Origin of the sequence: Microbacterium marinum (assembly GCF_014204835.1) — a bacterium.
GTDB classification, from domain to species: Bacteria; Actinomycetota; Actinomycetes; order Actinomycetales; family Microbacteriaceae; genus Microbacterium; species Microbacterium marinum.
This window is the reverse complement of sequence record NZ_JACHMD010000001.1, coordinates 1462713-1482098: the sequence shown is the minus strand read 5'-3', so window position 1 is coordinate 1482098 and position 19386 is coordinate 1462713. Positions and strand designations below refer to the sequence as shown.

The 19386-nt window shown below is 70.2% G+C and carries 11 protein-coding genes; 8 read left to right on the top strand and 3 right to left on the bottom strand.

What is annotated here, in order from left to right; translation table 11 throughout:
- Entirely contained in the window at positions 1–540 is a 540-nt protein-coding gene (locus BKA24_RS07120; protein WP_184216503.1) for an ArsR/SmtB family transcription factor, read from the bottom strand.
- A 647-nt stretch (positions 541–1187) separates the two neighbouring features.
- Positions 1188–2201: a substrate-binding domain-containing protein gene (locus BKA24_RS07115; protein ID WP_184216501.1), complete on the bottom strand. Its 1014-nt coding sequence runs from the start codon at positions 2199–2201 to the stop codon at positions 1188–1190.
- A 191-nt stretch (positions 2202–2392) separates the two neighbouring features.
- Between BKA24_RS07115 and BKA24_RS07110 the strand changes: the two genes are divergently transcribed.
- From BKA24_RS07110 to BKA24_RS07095, 4 genes are all read left to right on the top strand, one after another.
- Positions 2393–4414, top strand: coding sequence for a beta-galactosidase (locus tag BKA24_RS07110; protein WP_184216499.1), 2022 nt, complete (start codon positions 2393–2395; stop codon positions 4412–4414).
- A gap of 142 nt (positions 4415–4556) precedes the next feature.
- The gene (locus BKA24_RS07105; protein WP_184216497.1) at positions 4557–5804 is read left to right on the top strand and encodes a sugar ABC transporter substrate-binding protein; all 1248 of its coding nucleotides are present in this window, start codon (positions 4557–4559) and stop codon (positions 5802–5804) included.
- A 67-nt stretch (positions 5805–5871) separates the two neighbouring features.
- The gene (locus tag BKA24_RS07100; protein ID WP_184216495.1) at positions 5872–7482 is read left to right on the top strand and encodes an ABC transporter permease subunit; all 1611 of its coding nucleotides are present in this window, start codon (positions 5872–5874) and stop codon (positions 7480–7482) included.
- Entirely contained in the window at positions 7482–8408 is a 927-nt protein-coding gene (locus BKA24_RS07095) for a sugar ABC transporter permease (RefSeq protein WP_184216492.1), read from the top strand. Before BKA24_RS07100 ends, BKA24_RS07095 begins: the two co-directional genes overlap by 1 nt.
- Before the next feature lie 22 nt (positions 8409–8430).
- Here the strand turns inward: BKA24_RS07095 and rsmI are convergent, their stop codons facing one another.
- Entirely contained in the window at positions 8431–9249 is an 819-nt protein-coding gene (rsmI, locus tag BKA24_RS07090; RefSeq protein WP_184216490.1) for a 16S rRNA (cytidine(1402)-2'-O)-methyltransferase, read from the bottom strand.
- A 66-nt stretch (positions 9250–9315) separates the two neighbouring features.
- Here rsmI and BKA24_RS07085 point away from each other — a divergent pair, with 66 nt between their 5' ends.
- The 4 genes from BKA24_RS07085 (at position 9316) to BKA24_RS07070 (ending at position 19356) form a co-directional block, all read left to right on the top strand.
- Entirely contained in the window at positions 9316–10911 is a 1596-nt protein-coding gene (locus tag BKA24_RS07085) for a phospholipid carrier-dependent glycosyltransferase (RefSeq protein WP_184216487.1), read from the top strand.
- Positions 10912–11005: 94 nt separating this feature from the next.
- The gene (locus BKA24_RS15920; protein ID WP_184216485.1) at positions 11006–12130 is read left to right on the top strand and encodes an FHA domain-containing protein; all 1125 of its coding nucleotides are present in this window, start codon (positions 11006–11008) and stop codon (positions 12128–12130) included.
- Between the two features lie 112 nt (positions 12131–12242).
- Positions 12243–13385 (top strand): serine/threonine-protein kinase, encoded by a 1143-nt coding sequence (locus BKA24_RS07075; RefSeq protein ID WP_343066001.1) that lies wholly within the window; start codon positions 12243–12245, stop codon positions 13383–13385.
- Position 13386: 1 nt separating this feature from the next.
- Positions 13387–19356 carry an Ig-like domain-containing protein gene (locus BKA24_RS07070; protein ID WP_184216480.1) on the top strand — a complete coding sequence of 1990 codons (5970 nt, stop codon included), beginning with the start codon at positions 13387–13389 and terminating at the stop codon, positions 19354–19356.
- The last annotated feature ends 30 nt before the right edge of the window (positions 19357–19386 follow it).

Genomic DNA, 19386 nt, shown 5'->3' with positions numbered 1-19386 from the left:
TCAGCCCGGCTCCTGTGACGACCCGCCGACGGTACGCACCTCGTCGAGCACGAGCGGCAAGATCACGGTCGGGAAGAGTCCGAGGTCGGGTTCGGATGCCACGTATCCGTCGCGCTGGTGCCCGCGGGTGCCGCGCCGGGAGGGCCGACCCGGACCGCGCCGGGGAACGACGTCGGACGGCATGCGGAGCGGATCGCGGGGGACGACGTCGGACGGCATGCGGAGCGGATCGCGGAGGCCGCGCCCGAAGGGGTCCTCTCCGACGCCGCCGCTCATGCGGTCCCGGAGTTCGTCGACGGCGTCCTCGAGACGCTCGAGGCCCGTTGCCGTGAAGAAGTACCAGCGCCATCGTTCATCCGCGCGGACCTCGACGAATCGTGCGTCCCGCAGGATGCGGAGGTGCTTCGAGACCGCCGTGCGGGTGATCCGGAACTCGGCGGTGATCGCCGCGGCGATCTCCCCGGCGGTGTGCTCACCGCTCGCGAGTATCTCGATGATCCGCCGACGCACCGGCTCCGCCATCACTTCGAAAGGGTCCATCGCCGCAACCTACGTCTGCCCTCCGACACCGCGCATCGCGTGCCCGACGCCTTCAGACCTTCGCAAAACCTCATGTGAGTTCCCGTTCACACGCGAGAAGCAGTGGGCCTGGGCGGCCGCGAACGAGGCACTCCCCCGTCGATGACGAAGCCCACGGTCCAGCTGCCGAGCGAGTCCTCCATGCCGCGTGCGCCGGAACTCACATGCCTCCTCACGGGTCAGGTGAACCGGAACTCACATCGACGATCCGCGCGAAGCCGCGTGAACCGGAACTCACACGACGGTCTCGCGAACCCGCGTGAACCGGAACTCACATGACGATTCTCGCGAGGGCGAGTGAACCGGAACTCACACGACGGTCTCGCGACGCCGCGTGAACCGGAACTCACACGACGGTCTCGCGAACCCGCGTGAACCGGAACTCACACGACGGTCTCGCGACGCCGCGTGAACCGGAACTCACATGACGATTCTCGCGAGGGCGAGTGAACCGGGACTCACGTCGGGAGCTCGGAACGTCTCGACGCCACCGACCGCCGGGCACTCGAGAATGCGTGAGCGGGAACTCACATGAGGATTTCGGAGGGTCGCGAAAGTCTCAGGAGCGCACGAATCCCGAAGAGCTCGGAAGGTCGCCGAGAAAGGCGTCAGGCGCTTGCGCGCGCGACGAGCGTCGTCGGCAGGACGACGGATTCACCGGTGCCGCCGCCGATCACGTCGAGGAGCACTTCCACCATGCGGTGCGAGATCTCCGACCAGGGCTGACGCATCGTCGTCAGCGGCGGGTCCGTCGAGGCGGCAAGACCCGAATCGTCGAAGCCCGCGACGGCGACGTCCTCGGGGACGCGGCGCCCCGCCTTGCGCAGCGCCGCGATCGCGCCCACGGCCATGACGTCCGACGCGGCGAACACCGCGTCGATGTCCGGTGCCCGCTCCAGCAGACGCGTCATCGCCGCCGCGCCCGCATCGCTCGAATACACATCCTGCTCGACGAGATCCGGGTCGAAACGGTCCCCCATCTCCTCGCGGAAACCCACCAGCCGGTAACGCCCACCCGGAGTGTCATCGGGACCGGTGATCACCGCGATCCGCTCATACCCGCCCGCCAAGAGATGACGCGTCATCTCCCTCGCAGACCCCTCCTCATCCACCGAGACGGTCGGCACATGAGCGCGGTCACCCAGCGGCACACCCGTACACACCGTCGGCACGCCGGCCTCCGTCAGCGCCGCGAGCAACGGATTCGACTCGTGCGACGAGATGAGCAGCACCCCGTCCACGTGACCGGCGCGCACATAGCGCTCGATGTTCGCGTACTGCGACGGATGCTCAGCGATCAACAGCACCAGCGTCATGTCGCGCTGCGCCAGCGCCTCCGTCGCCCCCCGCAGGAGGAGGGCGAACGTCGGATCGGCGAACAGCAGATGCTGCGGCTCGGTGAGCAGGAACGCCACCGAACTCGCCCGACCCGTCGCCAACGCCCGCGCGGCATGGCTGACCGTGTACCCCGTCTTCCGGATCGCCTCGTCAACCGCGGCGCGAGCCTCCTCCGACACCCACCGACCACCATTGATCACACGCGAGACGGTTCCGTGCGAAACACCGGCCACCTCCGCGACATCGCGGATGGTGGGCCGTCTGCGCTCAGGAGGGAGGACCACTCGCCGACTCTATACCCGCAGCGGCTTCCGAGCCGACGATGGATGGGACCGGTCACAGTTCGGTAACGACGGACGGTCCAGCGGCATCCCTCGACATAGACTCGACCCGAACCTGTTACCGGTCCCAGCCTCGTCCCAGCAACAAGACGCATGGACCGGACCCGCTGAGATCAATGAGGATGGCACGCCGAATGACGACCCCCGCCTGGCCGCATCTGGAGGGCATCGCCTACGGCGGTGACTACAACCCCGAGCAGTGGCCCCGCGACGTCTGGGACGAAGACGTGCGCCTCATGCGTGAGGCAGGCGTCAACCTCGTCAGCATCGGCATCTTCTCGTGGGGTCTCATCGAGGTCCGCGAGGGCGAGTTCGACTTCACCTGGCTCGATGACGTGATCGACCTGCTCCACGCGAACGGCATCGCCGTCGACCTCGGCACCCCGACCGCCTCTCCCCCCGCATGGTTCTTCGCTACCTACCCCGACGCCCGCGCGGTGACCAAGGACGGCGTCGCCCTGGGGTTCGGCGCCCGCGGCATGGTGTCGCACTCCGCCCCGGAATACCGCACTGCGATCGCCCGCATCGCGGGCGCTCTGGCAGAGCGATACGCCGACCACCCCGCCGTCGTCATGTGGCACATCCACAACGAATACGGCGTGCCCGTCGGTGAAGACTTCTCCGCCCACTCCGTCCGCGCATGGCGCCTCTGGCTGCAGAACCGGTACGGCACCATCGCCGGGCTCAACGCCGCGTGGGGCACCGCCTTCTGGGGCCAGCACTATGAGGAGTGGGAGCACGTCGGGGCACCTGCCGCCGCGCCCTCGACCATCAACCCCGCGCAAAAGCTGGACTTCGCCCGCTTCACCGACGAGCAGCTGCGCGCCTGCTTCTCGATCGAGAAGCAGGCGATCCGCGCCCATGCCTCGCAGCCGGTGACCACGAACTTCATGGCCAACCAGCACCACGGCGTGGACCTCTGGGCCTGGGCCCGAGAGGTCGACATCGTCTCCGACGACCACTACCTGTGGGCGGCCGATGAGGAGGGCGAGATCGGACTCGCGATCGCCGCCGACCTCTCCCGCTCGGTGGGCGGCGGCAAGCCGTGGATTCTCATGGAGCACTCCACCTCCGCCGTGAACTGGCAGCCCCGCAACATCGCCAAGCGACCGGGCGAGATGGCACGCAACTCGCTGTCACACTTCGGCCGCGGCGCCGACGGCATCCTCTTCTTCCAGTGGCGCGCCGGACGCTCCGGAGCCGAGAAGTTCCACTCCGCGATGCTCCCCCACGCCGGCACCGACTCCCGGGTCTTCCGCGAGGTCGTCGACCTCGGCGCCAAGCTCAGCCGGCTCGGCGAAGTGCGGGGCTCCCGCGTCAACGCCGATGTCGCCGTCCTGTGGGACTTCGAATCCTTCTGGGCGCAGGACCTCGAATGGCGCCCCTCCGAGGACGTCGGCCACGACGAGCGCATCCGGGCGTTCTACGAGCGCCTGTGGCGCGACGACATCACCGTCGACTTCGCGCTCCCGGGCCACGACCTCTCCCGCTACAAGCTCGTCATCGCCCCGGCGCAGTACCTCCTCACGCAGGCGGATGCCGCCAACCTCACCGCCTACGTACGCGGCGGCGGCACACTCGTCGTCTCGTTCTTCTCGGCCGTCGTCGACGAGAACGACGCCGTCCACCCGGGTGGCTTCGCGGCGCCACTCGCGGAGGCCCTGGGTCTTCGGATCGAGGAGCACCTGCCGCTGCGCGAAGGCGGCACCGCCGAGGTTGCCTTCGGCGACGCGCGGCTGTCGGCCGGCGTCTGGCAGGAGGATCTCGTCCTCACGACGGCGGAGGCGCGCGGGACCTACCTCGCCGGCCCGGCCGAAGGTCAGGCCGCGATCACCCGCAACCGCCTAGGCGAAGGAACCGCGTGGTACATCAGCACGCGTCCGGATGCCGCCGGCCTCCAGGCCGTCATGGCGGAGATCTACGCCGATGCCGGCATCGCCCCCGCGGGGACGCCGACCGGTGTGGAGACCATCGTCCGTCACGGCGACGACGCGGACTACCTGGTCGCGATCAACCACGGGACCGAGGCGGTCTCGCTCGATACATCCGGATTCGACCTGCTGACGCAGGAAGAGATCCGGGGCACGCTGGTGCTGGCAGGAGGCGACGTCGCCGTCGTCCGCCTGCCGCATGCAGCCGACGGGAGCGGTCGATGACCGAGCGCTCCTCGACGGGGAACCGTCAACCGCACTGAGAGAAACCGTTCCGATCACCTGATCGGAACATCACACCACCGGTCGTGACGGCGCGACCTCACCCGAGGCCGTGCCGGATCGACCACATTCGGAAGGAACATCCATGCGCAAGATGGGCATCGGCGTCGCTGCACTGGCGGCCGGATCCCTGCTGCTGGCCGGTTGCGCCAGCAGCACCCCCACGGCACCCGCGGAATCCGAGGCTGCCCCGATCGACGCCAGCGGTGTCACGCTCACCGTCTGGACCGACGAGAACCGGGAGCCGGCCATCGAGGCCGCGGCTGCCGCCTTCGAGGAGGAGACCGGCGCGACCGTCGAGCTCGTCCAGAAGAACTTCGAGGACATCCGCACCGACTTCATCAACCAGGTCCCGACCGGTGAGGGCCCCGACATCACGATCGGCGCGCACGACTTCCTCGGAGCGTTCGTCTCGGCCGGTGTCGTCGACACCGTCGACCTGGGCGAGGCCGCCGACAAGCTGGAGCAGGTCGCGGTCGACGCGTTCAGCTACGACGGCCAGGTGTACGGCTTCCCGTACGCGCTCGAGTCGATCGCGCTGATCCAGAACACCGACCTCGTCGGCGAAGACGTGCCGACCACGTGGGACGAGATGATCGCGCAGGCCGAAGAGGCCGGCGCGGAGCGTCCCCTTGTGATCAACACGGCCGGGCAGACCGGCGACGCGTACACGATGTACGGTTTCCAGACCTCGTTCGGCGCACCCGTCTTCGTCCAGGACGACTCGGGCTCATACACGACCGAGGTCGGCATGAGCGGCGACGCGGGCAACGCGTTCGCCACCTGGCTCGGCGAGAAGGGTGAGAAGGGCACGGGGAACATCTCGACGACGATCGACTACGACACGAACAACGAGCTGTTCGCCGCGGGCAAGGCGGGATTCACCATCCAGGGTCCGTGGGCCGTGGAGGCGCTGACCGCACAGGGCGCGAACATCAAGGTGAGCCCGATCCCCTCGGCCGGCGGCGAGGCCGCAGCGCCGTTCGTGGGCGTCCAGGGCTTCTACCTCAGCTCGCAGAGCGAGAACGCGCTGGTCGCCCAGGAGTTCCTCGTGAACTACCTGGCCACCGACGAGGCGCAGAAGGCGCTCTACGAAGCCGACCCGCGCCTGCCCGCGTGGAAGACGCTCGCGGAGGACCCGGCCATCGCGGAGGACCCGATCGTCGCCGGCTTCCTGGCCTCGGCCTCCAACGGCGTGCCGCAGCCGTCGATCCCCGAGATGGGCTCGGTCTGGGACCTGTGGAACGCAGCCCAGGTCCAGATCATCAAGGGCGCTGACCCCGAGGCGACGTGGAGCAAGATGGTCTCCGACGTCGAGGCCGCCATCGGCTGATCAACCCCCGGGCGCGGGGCGCAGAGCCCCGCGCCCGGGAACCACTTTCCTCGAGAGGGAGAAGCACATGACGGCTCCGCAGAGCACAGTCGCCGCGGACGAATCCACCGCGCCGCCGCCGGAATCGCACGCGCGACGCTGGTCGGGACCGGGCTGGGGCTTCCTGGTCAAGCTCGCGCTCATGGCCGTGGTCAACGCGGTCGGCCTGCTCGGCATCATCGCGGCGTTCCAGGCACAGTCCTGGCTCGTCTTCGGTGTCGCCGTGGCGCTCCTGGTCATCGCCGACGTCGTGTACTTCACGAAGAAGGCGCTGCCCCTGAAGTACCTGCTGCCCGGGCTGTCGTTCCTGCTGATCTTCCAGGTCTTCATCTTCCTCTACACGGGGTACATCGCCTTCACGAACTACGGCTCGGGGCACGTCGGCTCGCAGGAGCAGGCCGTCGAGGCGGCCCTCGCCCAGGGCGAGCGGCGTGTCGAAGGCGCACCGACCGTCCCCCTCGCGGTCGTCGAGCGCGGCGGTGAACTCGGCTTCGCCGTCGTCATCGACGGCGAGGTGCTGGCGGGAACCGCCGACGAGCCGCTCACCGCCGTCGGCACCGCCCCCGCGGCGGGCGCCCCGACCGACGTCCCGGGATGGTCGATCGTCCCGCGCAACACGATCATCAGCGACAAGGAGACGCAGGCCGCCGTCGTCGACCTCCGCGTCCCGGTCTCCGACGACCCCAACGAAGGCTCGATCCGCACCCGCGACGGCTCCAGCGGCGCCGTCTACCTGTCGACCATGACGTGGGATGCCGATGCGCAGACCATCACCGACAGCGCGACAGGCCTCGTCTACCAGGCCAGCGCCGACGGTCGCTTCATCGCCGACGACGGGACCGCCCTCCCCACCGGCTGGATGGTGCATGTCGGATTCGACAACTTCATCAAGCTCTTCACGAACCCCTCGATCGTCGAGCCGCTCGGATTGGTGACGGGCTGGACCTTTGTCTGGGCGATCCTCTCGGTCGCCGTCCCCTTCGCCCTGGGCCTCGTGATGGCCCTCATCTACAACGACCCGCGCGTGCGGGGGCGCAAGATCCTGCGGACCCTGTTCATCCTCCCGTACGCCTTCCCGGCCTTCATGTCGGCGCTGCTGTTCCGCGGCATGTTCAACGCCGAGTTCGGTGTCATCAACGAGCTGTTCTTCGGCGGCTCGAACATCGACTGGCTCGGCGACCCGTGGCTCGCCCGCGGCGCGGTGCTGTTCGTCAACGTGTGGCTGACCTACCCGTACTACTTCCTTGTGTGCACCGGCGCCCTGCAGGCGCTGCCGCAGGATGCGTTGGAGGCGGCATCCATCGACGGGGCCGGACGGTTCCGGCAGCTGCGATCGATCATCCTGCCGCTCGTACTGGTGTCGACCGCTCCCCTGCTGATCTCGTCGTTCGCGTTCAGCTTCAACAACTTCACGATCATCTATATGTTCAACAACGGTGGACCCGCCATTCCGGGCGCACCGTACGCGCTGGGGTACACCGACATCCTCATCTCCGCCATCTACGACATCTCGGGCGTCTCGGGCGGAAAGGCCGACTACGGCCTGGCCAGCGCACTCTCGATCCTCGTGTTCATCCTCGTGGGCCTCATCTCGGCGCTCGCGTTCCGCCAGACCAAGAAGCTGGAGGAGTACCAGTGATGTCCGCTCCCACCACCGCCACCATCACCACCGGGACTGCCCGCGCGCGGCGCACGGCGGCGACCGCTCCCCGCCCCGGACAGCGACGTCGCTGGCTGCTCGAGGTCGGCTGGAAGTATCTGCTGGCGATCGTCATCCTCTTCTACGCGATGTTCCCGCTGATCTACGTGTTCTCGGCGTCGCTCAACCCGAACGGCAACCTGGCTGCGGCCAACTCGCTGTTCTCGGTCTTCGACGCCGGCAACTACGCGGCTCTCGGAGGCACCAGCTACTGGGCGTGGTACGGCAACACCCTGATCGTCGGAGGGGCCTCCGCAATCGGCGCCGTGCTGATGGGCGCCGCCGCCGCGTACGCGTTCTCGCGATTCCGGTTCACGGGCCGGCGCCCGGGTCTCACGGCGCTGCTCATCGTGCAGATGTTCCCTCAGGCACTCGCTTTCGTGGCCATCTTCCTGATGCTGCTGACGCTCGGCGAAGTGTTCCCCGCGCTCGGGCTGAACTCCAAGATCGCCCTCATCTGCGTCTACCTCGGCGGCGCGCTGGGCGTGAACACGTTCCTCATGTACGGGTTCTTCAACACGATCCCGATGGAGATCGACGAGTCGGCGAAGATCGACGGTGCCACGCACGCGCAGATCTTCTGGCGGCTCATCATGCCGCTGGTCACGCCGATCCTCGCCGTCGTCGCCCTGCTCGCGTTCATCGCCGCCTTCGGCGACTACATCATCGCGAAGATCGTGCTCGTCTCGGAGGACAACTGGACCCTCGCCGTCGGCATGTTCCAGTGGGTCTCGAACCAGCTCTCCAGCAACTGGGGCCTGTTCGCCGCCGGCGCGATCCTCGCCTCCGTGCCGGTCCTCGTACTGTTCCTGTCGCTGCAGCGGTACATCGTCGGCGGGCTCACCGCCGGGTCCGTCAAGGGCTGACCCGTCCGGTCGCCGCCCCGGCTCAGCCGCGGGCGGCGACGGCGGCGCGGTACAGGTCGCGCGAAGGCAGGCCGGTCTCGCGCGAGACTTCCGCCGCGGCATCCTTCAGACGGATGCCGCCGGCCACCATCCGCAGCACCTGCGCGACCGCGTCTTCTTCGGACACGGCACGCACCTCCGCGCCGGAGACGACGACCACGATCTCGCCGCGGACACCGGCTGACGCCCATTCCGCCAGCTCGCCGAGCGGGCCACGGACGACCTCCTCGTGGAGCTTGGTGAGCTCGCGGCACACCGCGGCGCGTCGGTCGGTGCCGAACGCCTCCGCCATGGCCGCGAGCGTCTCGGCCAGCCGGGAGGGCGCGTCGAAGAACACCATCGTGCGGGGCTCGGACGCGAGGGCCCCGAACGTCGTCCGACGCTCGCCGTCCTTTCGCGGCGCGAAGCCCTCGAAGGTGAAGCGGTCGGTGGGCAGCCCGGCGAGGGCGAGCGCGGTGATCACGGCGCTCGGGCCGGGGAGCGCTGTGACGTCGACGCCGCGCGCGGCCGCTTCGGCCACGACCGCGAAGCCCGGGTCGCTGACGGTCGGCATCCCGGCGTCGCTGAGCAGGAGTACGTCCTCCTCGCGGGCGAGTTCGACGATCTCCGCCGCACGTTGCTTCTCGTTGTGATCGTGCAGCGCGAGCAGGCGGGGGCGGTTCTGGATGCCGAGCGCCTGCAGCAGCCGGACCGTGGTGCGGGTGTCCTCGGCGGCGACGATCGTCGCGTCTTCGAGTGCGGTGCGCAGCCGGTCGCTGGCGTCACCCAGGTTTCCGATGGGGGTCGCGGCGAGGATCAGCACCGCCTCAGCTTAGGCGGCCCCCGCCCTGATCCCGCCGGGGGCGCAGTCCCCCGTAGGCTGACCGCTGTGACCACGACCGCGGAACCGCTGCTCCCGGCCTCCCCCGACGCCCGCCCGTCCCGCTACGACGCCTGGCGCACCCGCGTCGCCGCGGATCCGTGGCTGCAGCGGCGTCTCTCGTGGCTCGTGCCCCTCATCGTGACGCTGTTCGCGGCACTGCTACGGTTCTGGAACCTCGGTCACCCGCACGCGATCGTCTTCGACGAGACCTACTACGTGAAGGACGCCTGGACGCAGTGGGTCCTCGGGTACGCCGCAACGTGGCCCGACGACGCCGACGCGCGCTTCGCCGCCGGCGAGACCGGCATCTTCAGCACCGACCCGAGTTTCGCCGTGCATCCTCCGCTGGGCAAGTACCTGATCGGTGCCGGCATGGCACTGTTCGGCGCGGAATCGTCGTTCGGCTGGCGCGTCGCCGTCGCGCTCGCGGGGACCGCGGCCGTGCTGCTGGTCTATCTGGTCGCGAAGCAGCTCAGCGGATCGATCGCCTTCGCCGCGGTCGCCGGCCTGCTGATGGCGATCGACGGTCTCGCGATCGTGATGAGCCGGGTGTCGATCCTCGACATGCTGCTCACGACCTTCGTGCTGCTGGGCTTCTGGTTCCTCCTCCTCGACCGGCGGAGACATCTCGATCGCCTCGCGGCGGTCGTCGTTACCCGGGGGCACGACGCGTGGAGCGCGTGGGGGCCGGTGCTCTGGAACCGGCCGTGGCTGATCGCCGCGGGCGCAGCGCTGGGTGCCGCCTCCGCCGTGAAGTGGTCCGGCGCGTGGGTGCTGGCCGCATTCGGCATCTACGCGGTCGTGACCGATGCCCTCGCCCGCCGGCGTCTCGGCATCCAGTACTGGCCGCTCGACGCCGTCCGCCAGGGCGCCGCCGCCTTCCTTCTCCTCGTCCCGGTGGCGCTCGTCGTGTACCTCGCGTCGTGGACGGGGTGGATCGCGACCGACGGCGGGTACGGACGTCACGCGGCGGATGCCGACCCCGCCACGGGCCTGTTCGCGTGGGTGCCGATGTGGCTGCAGAACCTCTGGAAGTACCACGAGACGATCTACGCCGCGACGGCCGAGATCACGACGGCGCACACCTACTCGAGCCCGGCGTGGCAGTGGCCCCTGCTGCTGCGCCCCACGTCGATGTACGCGGGCAGCACGGCCGACGGCGTCGACGGCTGCGCCAGCGCGCGGGGGTGCCTCGAGGTGCTCTACAGCATGCCGAATCCGCTGATCTGGTGGGGCGGCATCGCGGCGATCCTCTGGCTGATCGTCCGGTTCGCGATGACACGGGACGGTCGTCATGCCGTCGTGCTCGTCGCCTTCGGCGCGGCGTACGTCCCCTGGCTGCTGTACCCGGAGCGCACGATCTTCCAGTTCTACACCGTGCTGATGCTCCCGTTCATGGTGCTCGCGCTCACCTTCGCGCTGCGGGAGATCTCCGGCGCGGCGCACGCCGATCAGCACCGTCGCACCTCGGGCCAGCGCACGGTGATGGTCGTCCTGAGCGTGATCGCCCTCGTCTCGGCGTTCTGGTTCCCGCTGTGGTCGGCCATGCGGGTGCCGTACGAGTTCTATTGGCTGCACGTCTGGCTGCCCGGCTGGGTCTGAGCGGCCGGTCAGAGCTCCCGGTCGGAGCGGCGAGGTGGCGCTCCGCCCGCGCGTGCGCGCGGTGCCCGAGCGGCGGGCGACCTAGGCTGACAGCGTGTTCCGCTATCCGACTCCGCCGCGCCCGACCGAGGCGGGGTACGCGATCGCGGGCGATCGTTTCGCGATCCTGCTGGCCGGTCCCGCCGCCGAGGGCCTCGTCTCCTCCGTGTGGGATGCCGCCGCCGCGGACTCCTCGCTCCTCGAAGACGTCCTCAGCGTCATCGTCACCGCAGGCATCCACGCCCTCCCCGACTTCGCCGTGGTCGAGTTCGCGGGGACGTCGCCCGAGACGCTCCGGGTGGCCGCCCGCGGTGAGGTGACGATCGAGACGGACGCGGGCGCCGTGATCGACGGCCGTGACGCCCGCACCTGGACCGAGACCTCCCTGTCCGCCGTCACCGGATTCCGCCTGGTCCACGTCGGCGCACCCGAGGGCATCGGCCTCCTCCCCGTCGGGCTCGGTGTCGCCCGTGCCGACGAGCTCGCGTGGGGACGCCCGGCAGCACCGGTGTCGCCGCGCGCCACGGCACCGGCGCACGCAGCCGTCCCGCCGGAAGCGCCCGCCCCTGCGGAAGCGCCCGCTCCCGCCCAGACGCCGCCCGTCGCCGCACGGCCCGCGGCCGGATCGACGCCTGCCCCGACCCCGGCTCCCCCGGCACCGTCGCTGCCCGATGAGACCGACGTCCTCGAGACGCTGTCGATCGACCGGAGCCTGTTCGCTCGCCCCCTCGATGACGAGAACCTCGAGCTCCCCGCCTTCCTCAGCGACGACACCGGCGACATCGAGCTCCCCGACGACCGCACCCTGCTCGGCGGCCGACGCGCGACGCCCGCGCCGACACCCGCCGTGACGTACGTCTTCGCGGTGGACCCGGGGCGCGAGCTCCCGCTCGACCGCCCGGTCGTGCTGGGCCGCGGGCCGCGACCCGCGCGGCATCCGGGCGCACGGATCGAGGCCGTGCCCTCCCCCGCGAAGGAGATCTCCGGCGCACACCTGGAGGTGCGCCTCGACGGCGAGCACCTCATCGCGCGCGATCTCGACTCGACCAACGGGACGATCGTGCGCCCGCAGGACAGCCAGCCGCTCCTGCTCCGCGGCGGCGCGACGCTGCGGGTGCCGGTGGGGACCCGGTTCGATCTCGGAGACGGCGTCACCGCTGTCTTCCAGATAGCAACGTGAGCGTCAAGAGCCGGATTTCGTCGCCCGAATCGCATATGTTAGAAAACCTTCACCGAGGTTCTGACAGGCTGCGCGGGGCGGCTGCACCGGTGATGACGGGGTGAGGAGAGGCGTGTCCAGCAGACTGCCGTCCACACCCCCCGGACTCTCGGGATTCACGTACGTGCGTCCCCTCGGCGCGGGCGGATTCGCCGACGTCTTCCTCTTCGAGCAGAACCTGCCACGGCGCCCCGTCGCCGTGAAGGTCCTCCTCGAGGACATCGTCGACGAGAACCTCCTGCGGATGTTCAACGCGGAAGCCGACGTGATGGCCCGCCTGAGCGCGCACCCCTCGATCCTCACCATCTACGAGGCGTCCATCTCCGCCGATGGGCGCCCGTACCTCGTGATGGAGTACTGCCCGACCTCGCTCACCAACCGGTACCGCCGCGAGGTCATCCCGGTCACCGAAGTCCTGCAGCTGGGCGTCAAGATCGGTTCCGCTCTCGAGACGGCGCACCGCGCCGGCCTCCTGCACCGCGACATCAAGCCCTCCAACATCCTGATCACCACCTTCGGGTCGCCCGTCCTCTCCGACTTCGGCATCGCCGCGGCCGTCGAGAGCCGGCCGGGCACCGAAGAGGTCTTCGCGATGTCGGTGCCGTGGAGTGCTCCCGAGGTCGTCGACGAGAAGGTGTCGGGTTCGGTCGCGGCGGAGGTCTGGAGCCTCGGCGCGACCGTCTACTCGCTCCTCGCCGGGCGGAGCCCGTTCGAACGTCCCGGCAAGGGTCAGAACACCCGCGAGCAGCTGAAGGCGCGTATCCGGAAGGCCGCTTACACCCCGATCGGCCGCGACGACGTGCCCGCGCAGCTCGATGCCGTTCTCGCGCGTGCGCTCAGCCGGGACCCGGCCGCGCGGCATCCTTCCGCTGCGGCGTTCGCACACGACCTGCAGCTCATCCAGCATCAGATGGGCGTGCCGCACACGGCCCTCGAGGTCGCCGTCGACGAGTGGGCGGCCGCCGGCGCGAGCGTCGACTTCGCCGACGACGACGCCCGCGGGCCGGTGCGCCCCTCGGTCGCCTACGAGTCCCGGCGCCCCGCCCGCGTCCGCGAGGCCGCGCAGCGCCGGCCCGACGAGGGGACGATCCTCGCCGGGAGCGAAGGCCGATCCCGGCTGAGCCTGGGCGCGAAGCTCGGACTGTTCATCGGCGGAGGCGCCCTCCTCGTCCTGGGCGGCGCCGTGACCACCTTCCTCCTCCTGGGCGGGAGCTGAGGTGGCGCGCTCCCGGGAGACCCGCGCACGCGTGCGCCCGTCCACGTGGATCGGCGCCGGCGCGGTCACCGCGATCGTCGGCGTCGTCACCACGCTCGCCGTGGTGTGGCCCGGATTCGACGCGCAGCAGACCCCCGTCGACGACGCCACGGTGTGGGCGCTGCAGAACGGCACCGGGAGCGGCTACGCGCGCGTCAACCTCGAGCTGAACGAGGTCGACACCGTCAAGCAGGTCGAGAACGGCACCCAGCTGGCGCAGACCTCCGACCGCCTGTTCGTCTACAGCGACGGCGGTGCACAGTTCTCCGACGTGAACCTCGCGACTCCGGCCGATCTGACGGCCGACGCTGAGGACGTCTTCTCCTCGACCCCTCCCGGGACGATCGACATCGTCTCGGCCGGCGACAGCCTCGCCTACCGCACCGAGAGCGGCGCGGTTTACGGGTCGACCCTCTCCAGCGGCGGGTCGGCCGTGCCGATCGATCCGTACGCGGGCGTCGAGACCGCCGAGGGCGAAGAAGCCCCGCGCTTCGCTGCGACGGCCGTCTCGGTGGACGCCGACGGCGTCGTCTTCGCCTACTCCGCCGCCGACGGCCTCATCATCCGCGCCGATGCCGAAACCGGCCAGGTGACCGACCAGGACACCGCACCGATCACCCCCGCCGAAGCGCAGCTGTCCTCGGTGGCCGGCCGCTGGGTGCTCTTCGACGACGCCACGGGCGAGCTCGCCGTGCAGGACCGCGACGACGTGGCATCCGTCGATCCGGTGTCGGGCGCTCTGCTGCAGCGAGCCGCGGTCGCCGGCGATCAGGTCTACATCGCCGATCCGACCGGTGTGGCCCGGGTGGGGCTGGATGCCGGTGACGGTGAGCGACTGCTGACGGTGGACGGCCTGGGCGTGCCCGCCGCACCGACGCCGCTCGCAGATCGGGTGCACGTGGGGTGGCTCGGCGACGGGACCTCGGGCGGGTCCCTCTGGTCGAGCGACGCCCCTGACGAGACCCGTGACCTCGACTACGCCGGCGCCGACATCGGCGACAGCGTAGACCCCGCCTTCGTCGGGAACGGCGCACGCCTCGCGCTGAACGACCGCAGCTCCGGCTGGGTGTGGCGCGTTCCCGACGGAGAGCTCGTGCCGTCGTCGCAGGAATGGGAGCTCGAGCCGACCGCCGAGGTCGAGCAGGAGAACGACCAGACCAACGACCGTGTGCTCGACCCGAAGCCGCCGGTCGCCGTCGACGATGCCTTCGGCGTCCGTGCCGGCTCCGTCGCGCTCCTTCCGGTGCTCCTCAACGATCACGACCCCAACGAGGACGTCCTCAGCATCGACGTCGCCTCCTTCGAGGGAGTCGATCCCGCCTTCGGCACGGCGACGATCACCGGTGCGGAGCAGCAGGTCGCCGTCGCCGTCGCCGCCGATGCGACGGGCACGGCCCGGATCCGCTACCGCGTCACCGACGGCACCTCCAAGGCGGGGCTCCTTTCCGAGGTCGCGACCGTCACCCTCCGGGTCGTCCCCGACGACGAGAACTCCGCGCCCGAATGGTGCGGTGTCGAGGGATGCCTGGCTCCCTGGCCGACGCTGACCGTCGCGCCCGGGGGCACCGTCACGGCCGACGTCCTGAAGGGATGGGTCGACCCCGAGGGCGACCCGATCTACCTGGCCGGCACGAGCGATGCCCCGAGCGTCGGGACCGTGACGAGCTCGCCCGAGGGCGAGCTGACCTACCAGCACCCCGATCCCAACTCGACGGAGGCCACGAGCGTCCAGGTGGGGGTGGTGGTGTCGGATGCCGCCGGCGCCACGACCACGCAGCCGTTGACGATCGAGGTGACGCCCGCGCCGGAGCTGACGGCGGAGTCGTTCGCGGTGGCGGGAGTCGTCGACGAGCCGCTCGACATCTCCGTCGCACCCTATGTCTCGGGCGCCTCGGGCGCCGTCGCGCTGAGCTCGCTCGTGACCCTCGACACCGCCCGGTCGACGGCGACGTCGAACCCGTCCGCGCTCAGCATGAAGTTCTCCGCGAGCGAGCCGGGCTCGTACGTCGTGCAGTACGGCGTTCGGGATTCCGTCGGCGAGGTCACCGCGACGGTCCGCGTCACGATGCGCGCCGCGGAGGATGCCGCGATCTCGACGCCTCCGCTGACCGCCTTCGTCCGGCCGAACGAAGACGCCACGATCGACGTGGCCGCCGCCGCTGCGAACCCGGGCGGTCAGGTGCTCCTCCTCGAGGACATCCGCCCCGACAGCGACCCGCAGGCCGCGCTCAGCGTCGACCTCGTCGGGCAGAGCCTGCTCCGCGTGAGCGGCACGACCGACGACGGCGAGCCGGGCCGGCTCGGCGTCGTCCGCTACCGCCTCACGGACGGGAGCCCGAACGGCGCCGCAACGGCCGAGGGCGAGCTGACGGTCATCCTCCTCCCGGCCGGGTCTGCCGAACGTCCCATCGCAGTGGACGACGTGGTCACGGTGCGCGCGGGAGCACAGGTCGACATCCCGGTGCTCGAGAACGACCATGCACCGGCGGGCTCGCTGATCTCGATCGATCCGTCGTCGGTCGTGAATGAGACCGGCGGAGGGCTCGCCTTCGCGTCGGGCCGGATGCTGCGCTACCTCGCCCCCCGCGAGGCCGGCACGTACGCCCTCACCTACACGATCTACCGGCTCGGCTTCCCCGAGGTTGTCGACACCGCGCGGGTCACGGTCACCGTCACCGGTGACGAGGAGAACAGCGCACCGCTGCCGCGTCCGCTGGTCGGTCGCGTGGTCGCGGGGCAGGCCGTGTCGATCCCACTCGAGAAGTTCGCGGTCGACCCGGACGGCGACACCGTCGCCCTCGACCTCATCGTCTCGCAGCCAGCCGAGGGGTCGGCCGCGATCTCCGCCGACGGCGAGGCCATCGTCTACACGAGCCCCGAAGGGTTCAGCGGTCAGGTCCGCTTCTCGTACCAGGTGCGCGATGACCGCGGCGCCACCGGCATCGCCGACGTGCGGGTCGGAGTCATCGCCCGGCAGAGCGACCCGAGCCCGGTCACCTTCAGCGACTACGTCCAGGTGCAGGCCGGCCCCGACAACACCGTCGTCGTGCGCCCCGCAGACAACGACGTCGACCCGTTCGGCAGTGAGCTCGAGCTGACCGACGTCGTCCCCAACGCCCCCGAAGGCAGCGACGAGTTCGACGCGCTCTCCGACCGGGTGGCATCCGTCGAGGAGGGTGCTGTCACCCTGAACGCCGGCGAGGCGCTCGGAACGTTCTCCTACAGCTACACGGTGACCAACACGGAGGGCGACAGCGCGATCGGGCTGCTGGTCGTGAAGGTCGTGCGCGACCCCGTGCCCGACCACCCGATCGTTCGCGACACCGTGCTGACGCTCGAGAACCGCGACGACTTCGCAACCGGCGTCGACGTGCTGAGCGGGATGGTGGCGTGGAACGCGGGCGACCCCTCGGGCCTCGAGCTCAGCCTGTGGGGCGACCCCGCCGGGGTCACCTCCGAGGGCTGGAGCATCGCCGGAGAGCTGCCCGAGACGACGCGCCTGATCCCCTTCGAAGTCACGGGCGAGGCTTTCGACGGCTCGGAGGTCACGTCCTACGGGTTTTTGCGCGTGCCGGGCACCGCCGACGTGCGTCTCACGCTGCGCGCGGGCCTCGACCCCCTGCAGGTGCTCGAGGAGGAGTCGGTGGACTTCGACGTCGCGGATGGGGTCGTGCTGCCCGAGGGCGAGACCCTGGTCCTGAACGCCGATGAGGTGGAAGCGGGCGGCGCGCGACGCGAGGCGACGTGCCGGGTCGTCTCGGGGACGACGGTGCGGTACGCGGCCGGCCGCGGTGCCCCCTGGTCGGACTCGTGCGTCGTGCCGGCCCGCCTCGGCAGCCAGGACGAGTTCACGTACCTGACGCTCCAGGTCGCGGTCGAAGCCGAGACGCCGCAGCCGACGCTGCGCAGCGCCTCCCTCGGTGTGCGGCCGGGAGAGACCGCCACGTACGACCTCGCGAAGATGGTCCAGTGGGCGGGCACCGAGGACTGGGATGCCGTCGAGTACGCAAGCTCGTATCGGGGCGATCAGTTCGAGGTGGATGCCACGGGCGCCCAGATCTCGATCACGGCGAAGGACGACGCCCGCCCTGGCCGCGAGGAATCGATCGCGATCAGCCTGCCGAGCCACCCCGAGACCGAGGCCTCGAGCCTGGTGCTGACGGTCGGCCCCTCGCCGTCGACGCTCCCCCGCGGCGGGTCTGCCGTGCAGACCTGTTCGCAGTCGGGAGGCACGTCTTCCTGCACGATCGAGGTCATCGGCGCGTCGGGCGAGGTCAACCCGCTGCCGGGCACCCCGCTGCGCGTGGTCGGCGCGTCGGGACCGGCCAACTGCGCCGGGGTCAGCTTCGCACCCGCCGGCGACACGGCGGTGCGCGCGAGCTGGTCGTCCGACGCTGAAGGCGCCGCGAAGTGCACGGGATCGTTCACGGTGCAGGACGCGCAGGGACGCCAGTCCAGCGGCGATCGCAACGGACAGGTGGTCCTCGACCTGCAGGGCCTCCCCGCCAACCCGAGCCGGCTGGAGTGGACGGCGTTCGCCGAGGACACCGTCACCCTGCGCGTGACCTCGGACGCGGGTTCGTACCCGGCCGTCGAGGGCTACCGCATCACGACGGGCGGCCGCGAGGTGGCGACCTGTCCCGCCTCGGGCGCATGCTCTCCCATCGCTGCTCCGGTCGGCGAGAAGCGGACCTACGAGGCCCGCGCCTTCAGCTCCGTCGGCACGTCCCGCGGCAGCGTCGAGGCGCAGGCGTGGGCCTACCGTGCGCCCTCGCAGCCTCGAGGGTCGACGTTCGACCCGGTCCCCGCCGGCAACGGCGGTGGGGTCGCGACGATCGTGATCACGGGCCTCGATGACACCACCGGAAGCGTCCGCCTCGACGGCGGCGCCGCCGGCAGTGCGACGCAGTCGGTGAGCGGAGGCATCGCCACCTTCTCCGGCTACCAGATCGGCTCGAACGAGCCCACCGCGCTCGTGGCGACACCGCTGACGCAGTTCGACCTGCCGCCCATCGCCGGCGGGTCGACGGAGGGTCGCTCGCTCGAGCTCCGCGCCCACGGCATCGGCGCGCCGGCGGTCAGCCTCGATGTTTCGCAGAACGTCGATGGGTCCATCGTCACGGCACGCGCCACCGTCACGCCGAACGGTGTCGGCGACGCGATCATCGTGGGCTTTTCTACGGGCGGCCAGACCTGCACGCCGGGCGATCAGCGCACGGGAGGCGGCGGAGGTACTGTCACGAAGGAGTTCCGAGACCTGCCCTTGTGGGAGCGAGTAACCATTCGCGCGTGCGCGAAGACGCTCGACGATGGCGAGCAGTTCGGCGACGGCGCTCCGGTCTCCCAGGAGTTGACGCCTGTCGGTGAAATCGACGCGCCGCAGGGCGACGCGACGTACCGCATCGGGACGAACGCTGACCAGTTCAGCGACGGCGGTATGGCCGTCTACCGGTGGGACGACATCTCCACTCCGAACCTCCGCCGGAGCCTCTTCTTCGATGTCCGCTATTCGGCTGATAACGGCGCGACCTACACCCGCGACTTCAAGAGTCTGTTCACGCTCGGCGTTCCGCCGGGAAGGATCCTGGCCGCGCTGTGCAACGACACGTACGGCTGTGGAACGGCGAACGCACGAGAAGTCACTGCGGACACCCGCGGCCCCTCGTACACGGCACAGGTCCGATTCCCTGACAGCTGCAATGTCGGCGAGGCGCCACAAGGGAACGTTCAGGTGCTCGGAGAAGCAACGGTGCAGGCGGTGCAGACGGAGGAGCAGCCACTCTCGCGGAAGTACACCTACGGCGTGACGTGGGGAGGCGGCCTGTCCGTGCTAGGAACCACAACGCACTCCAAGACCTGTGCGCTTCCGCCGCCCGAGCCGGAGCCGACACCCGAGCCGACGCCAGACCCCACGCCGACCGGCACCCCCTGACCTGTCCCGCACCCGCGGCATCCGAGAGGA

What these genes read in the sequence shown, in the direction of transcription:
- BKA24_RS07105 (WP_184216497.1), top strand. Translation starts at nt 4,557, where the DNA reads ATGCGCAAGATGGGCATCGGCGTCGCTGCACTGGCGGCCGGATCCCTG.
- BKA24_RS07095 (WP_184216492.1), top strand. Translation starts at nt 7,482, where the DNA reads ATGTCCGCTCCCACCACCGCCACCATCACCACCGGGACTGCCCGCGCG.
- BKA24_RS07110 (WP_184216499.1), top strand. Translation starts at nt 2,393, where the DNA reads ATGACGACCCCCGCCTGGCCGCATCTGGAGGGCATCGCCTACGGCGGT.
- BKA24_RS07120 (WP_184216503.1), bottom strand. Translation starts at nt 540, where the DNA reads ATGGACCCTTTCGAAGTGATGGCGGAGCCGGTGCGTCGGCGGATCATC.
- BKA24_RS07100 (WP_184216495.1), top strand. Translation starts at nt 5,872, where the DNA reads ATGACGGCTCCGCAGAGCACAGTCGCCGCGGACGAATCCACCGCGCCG.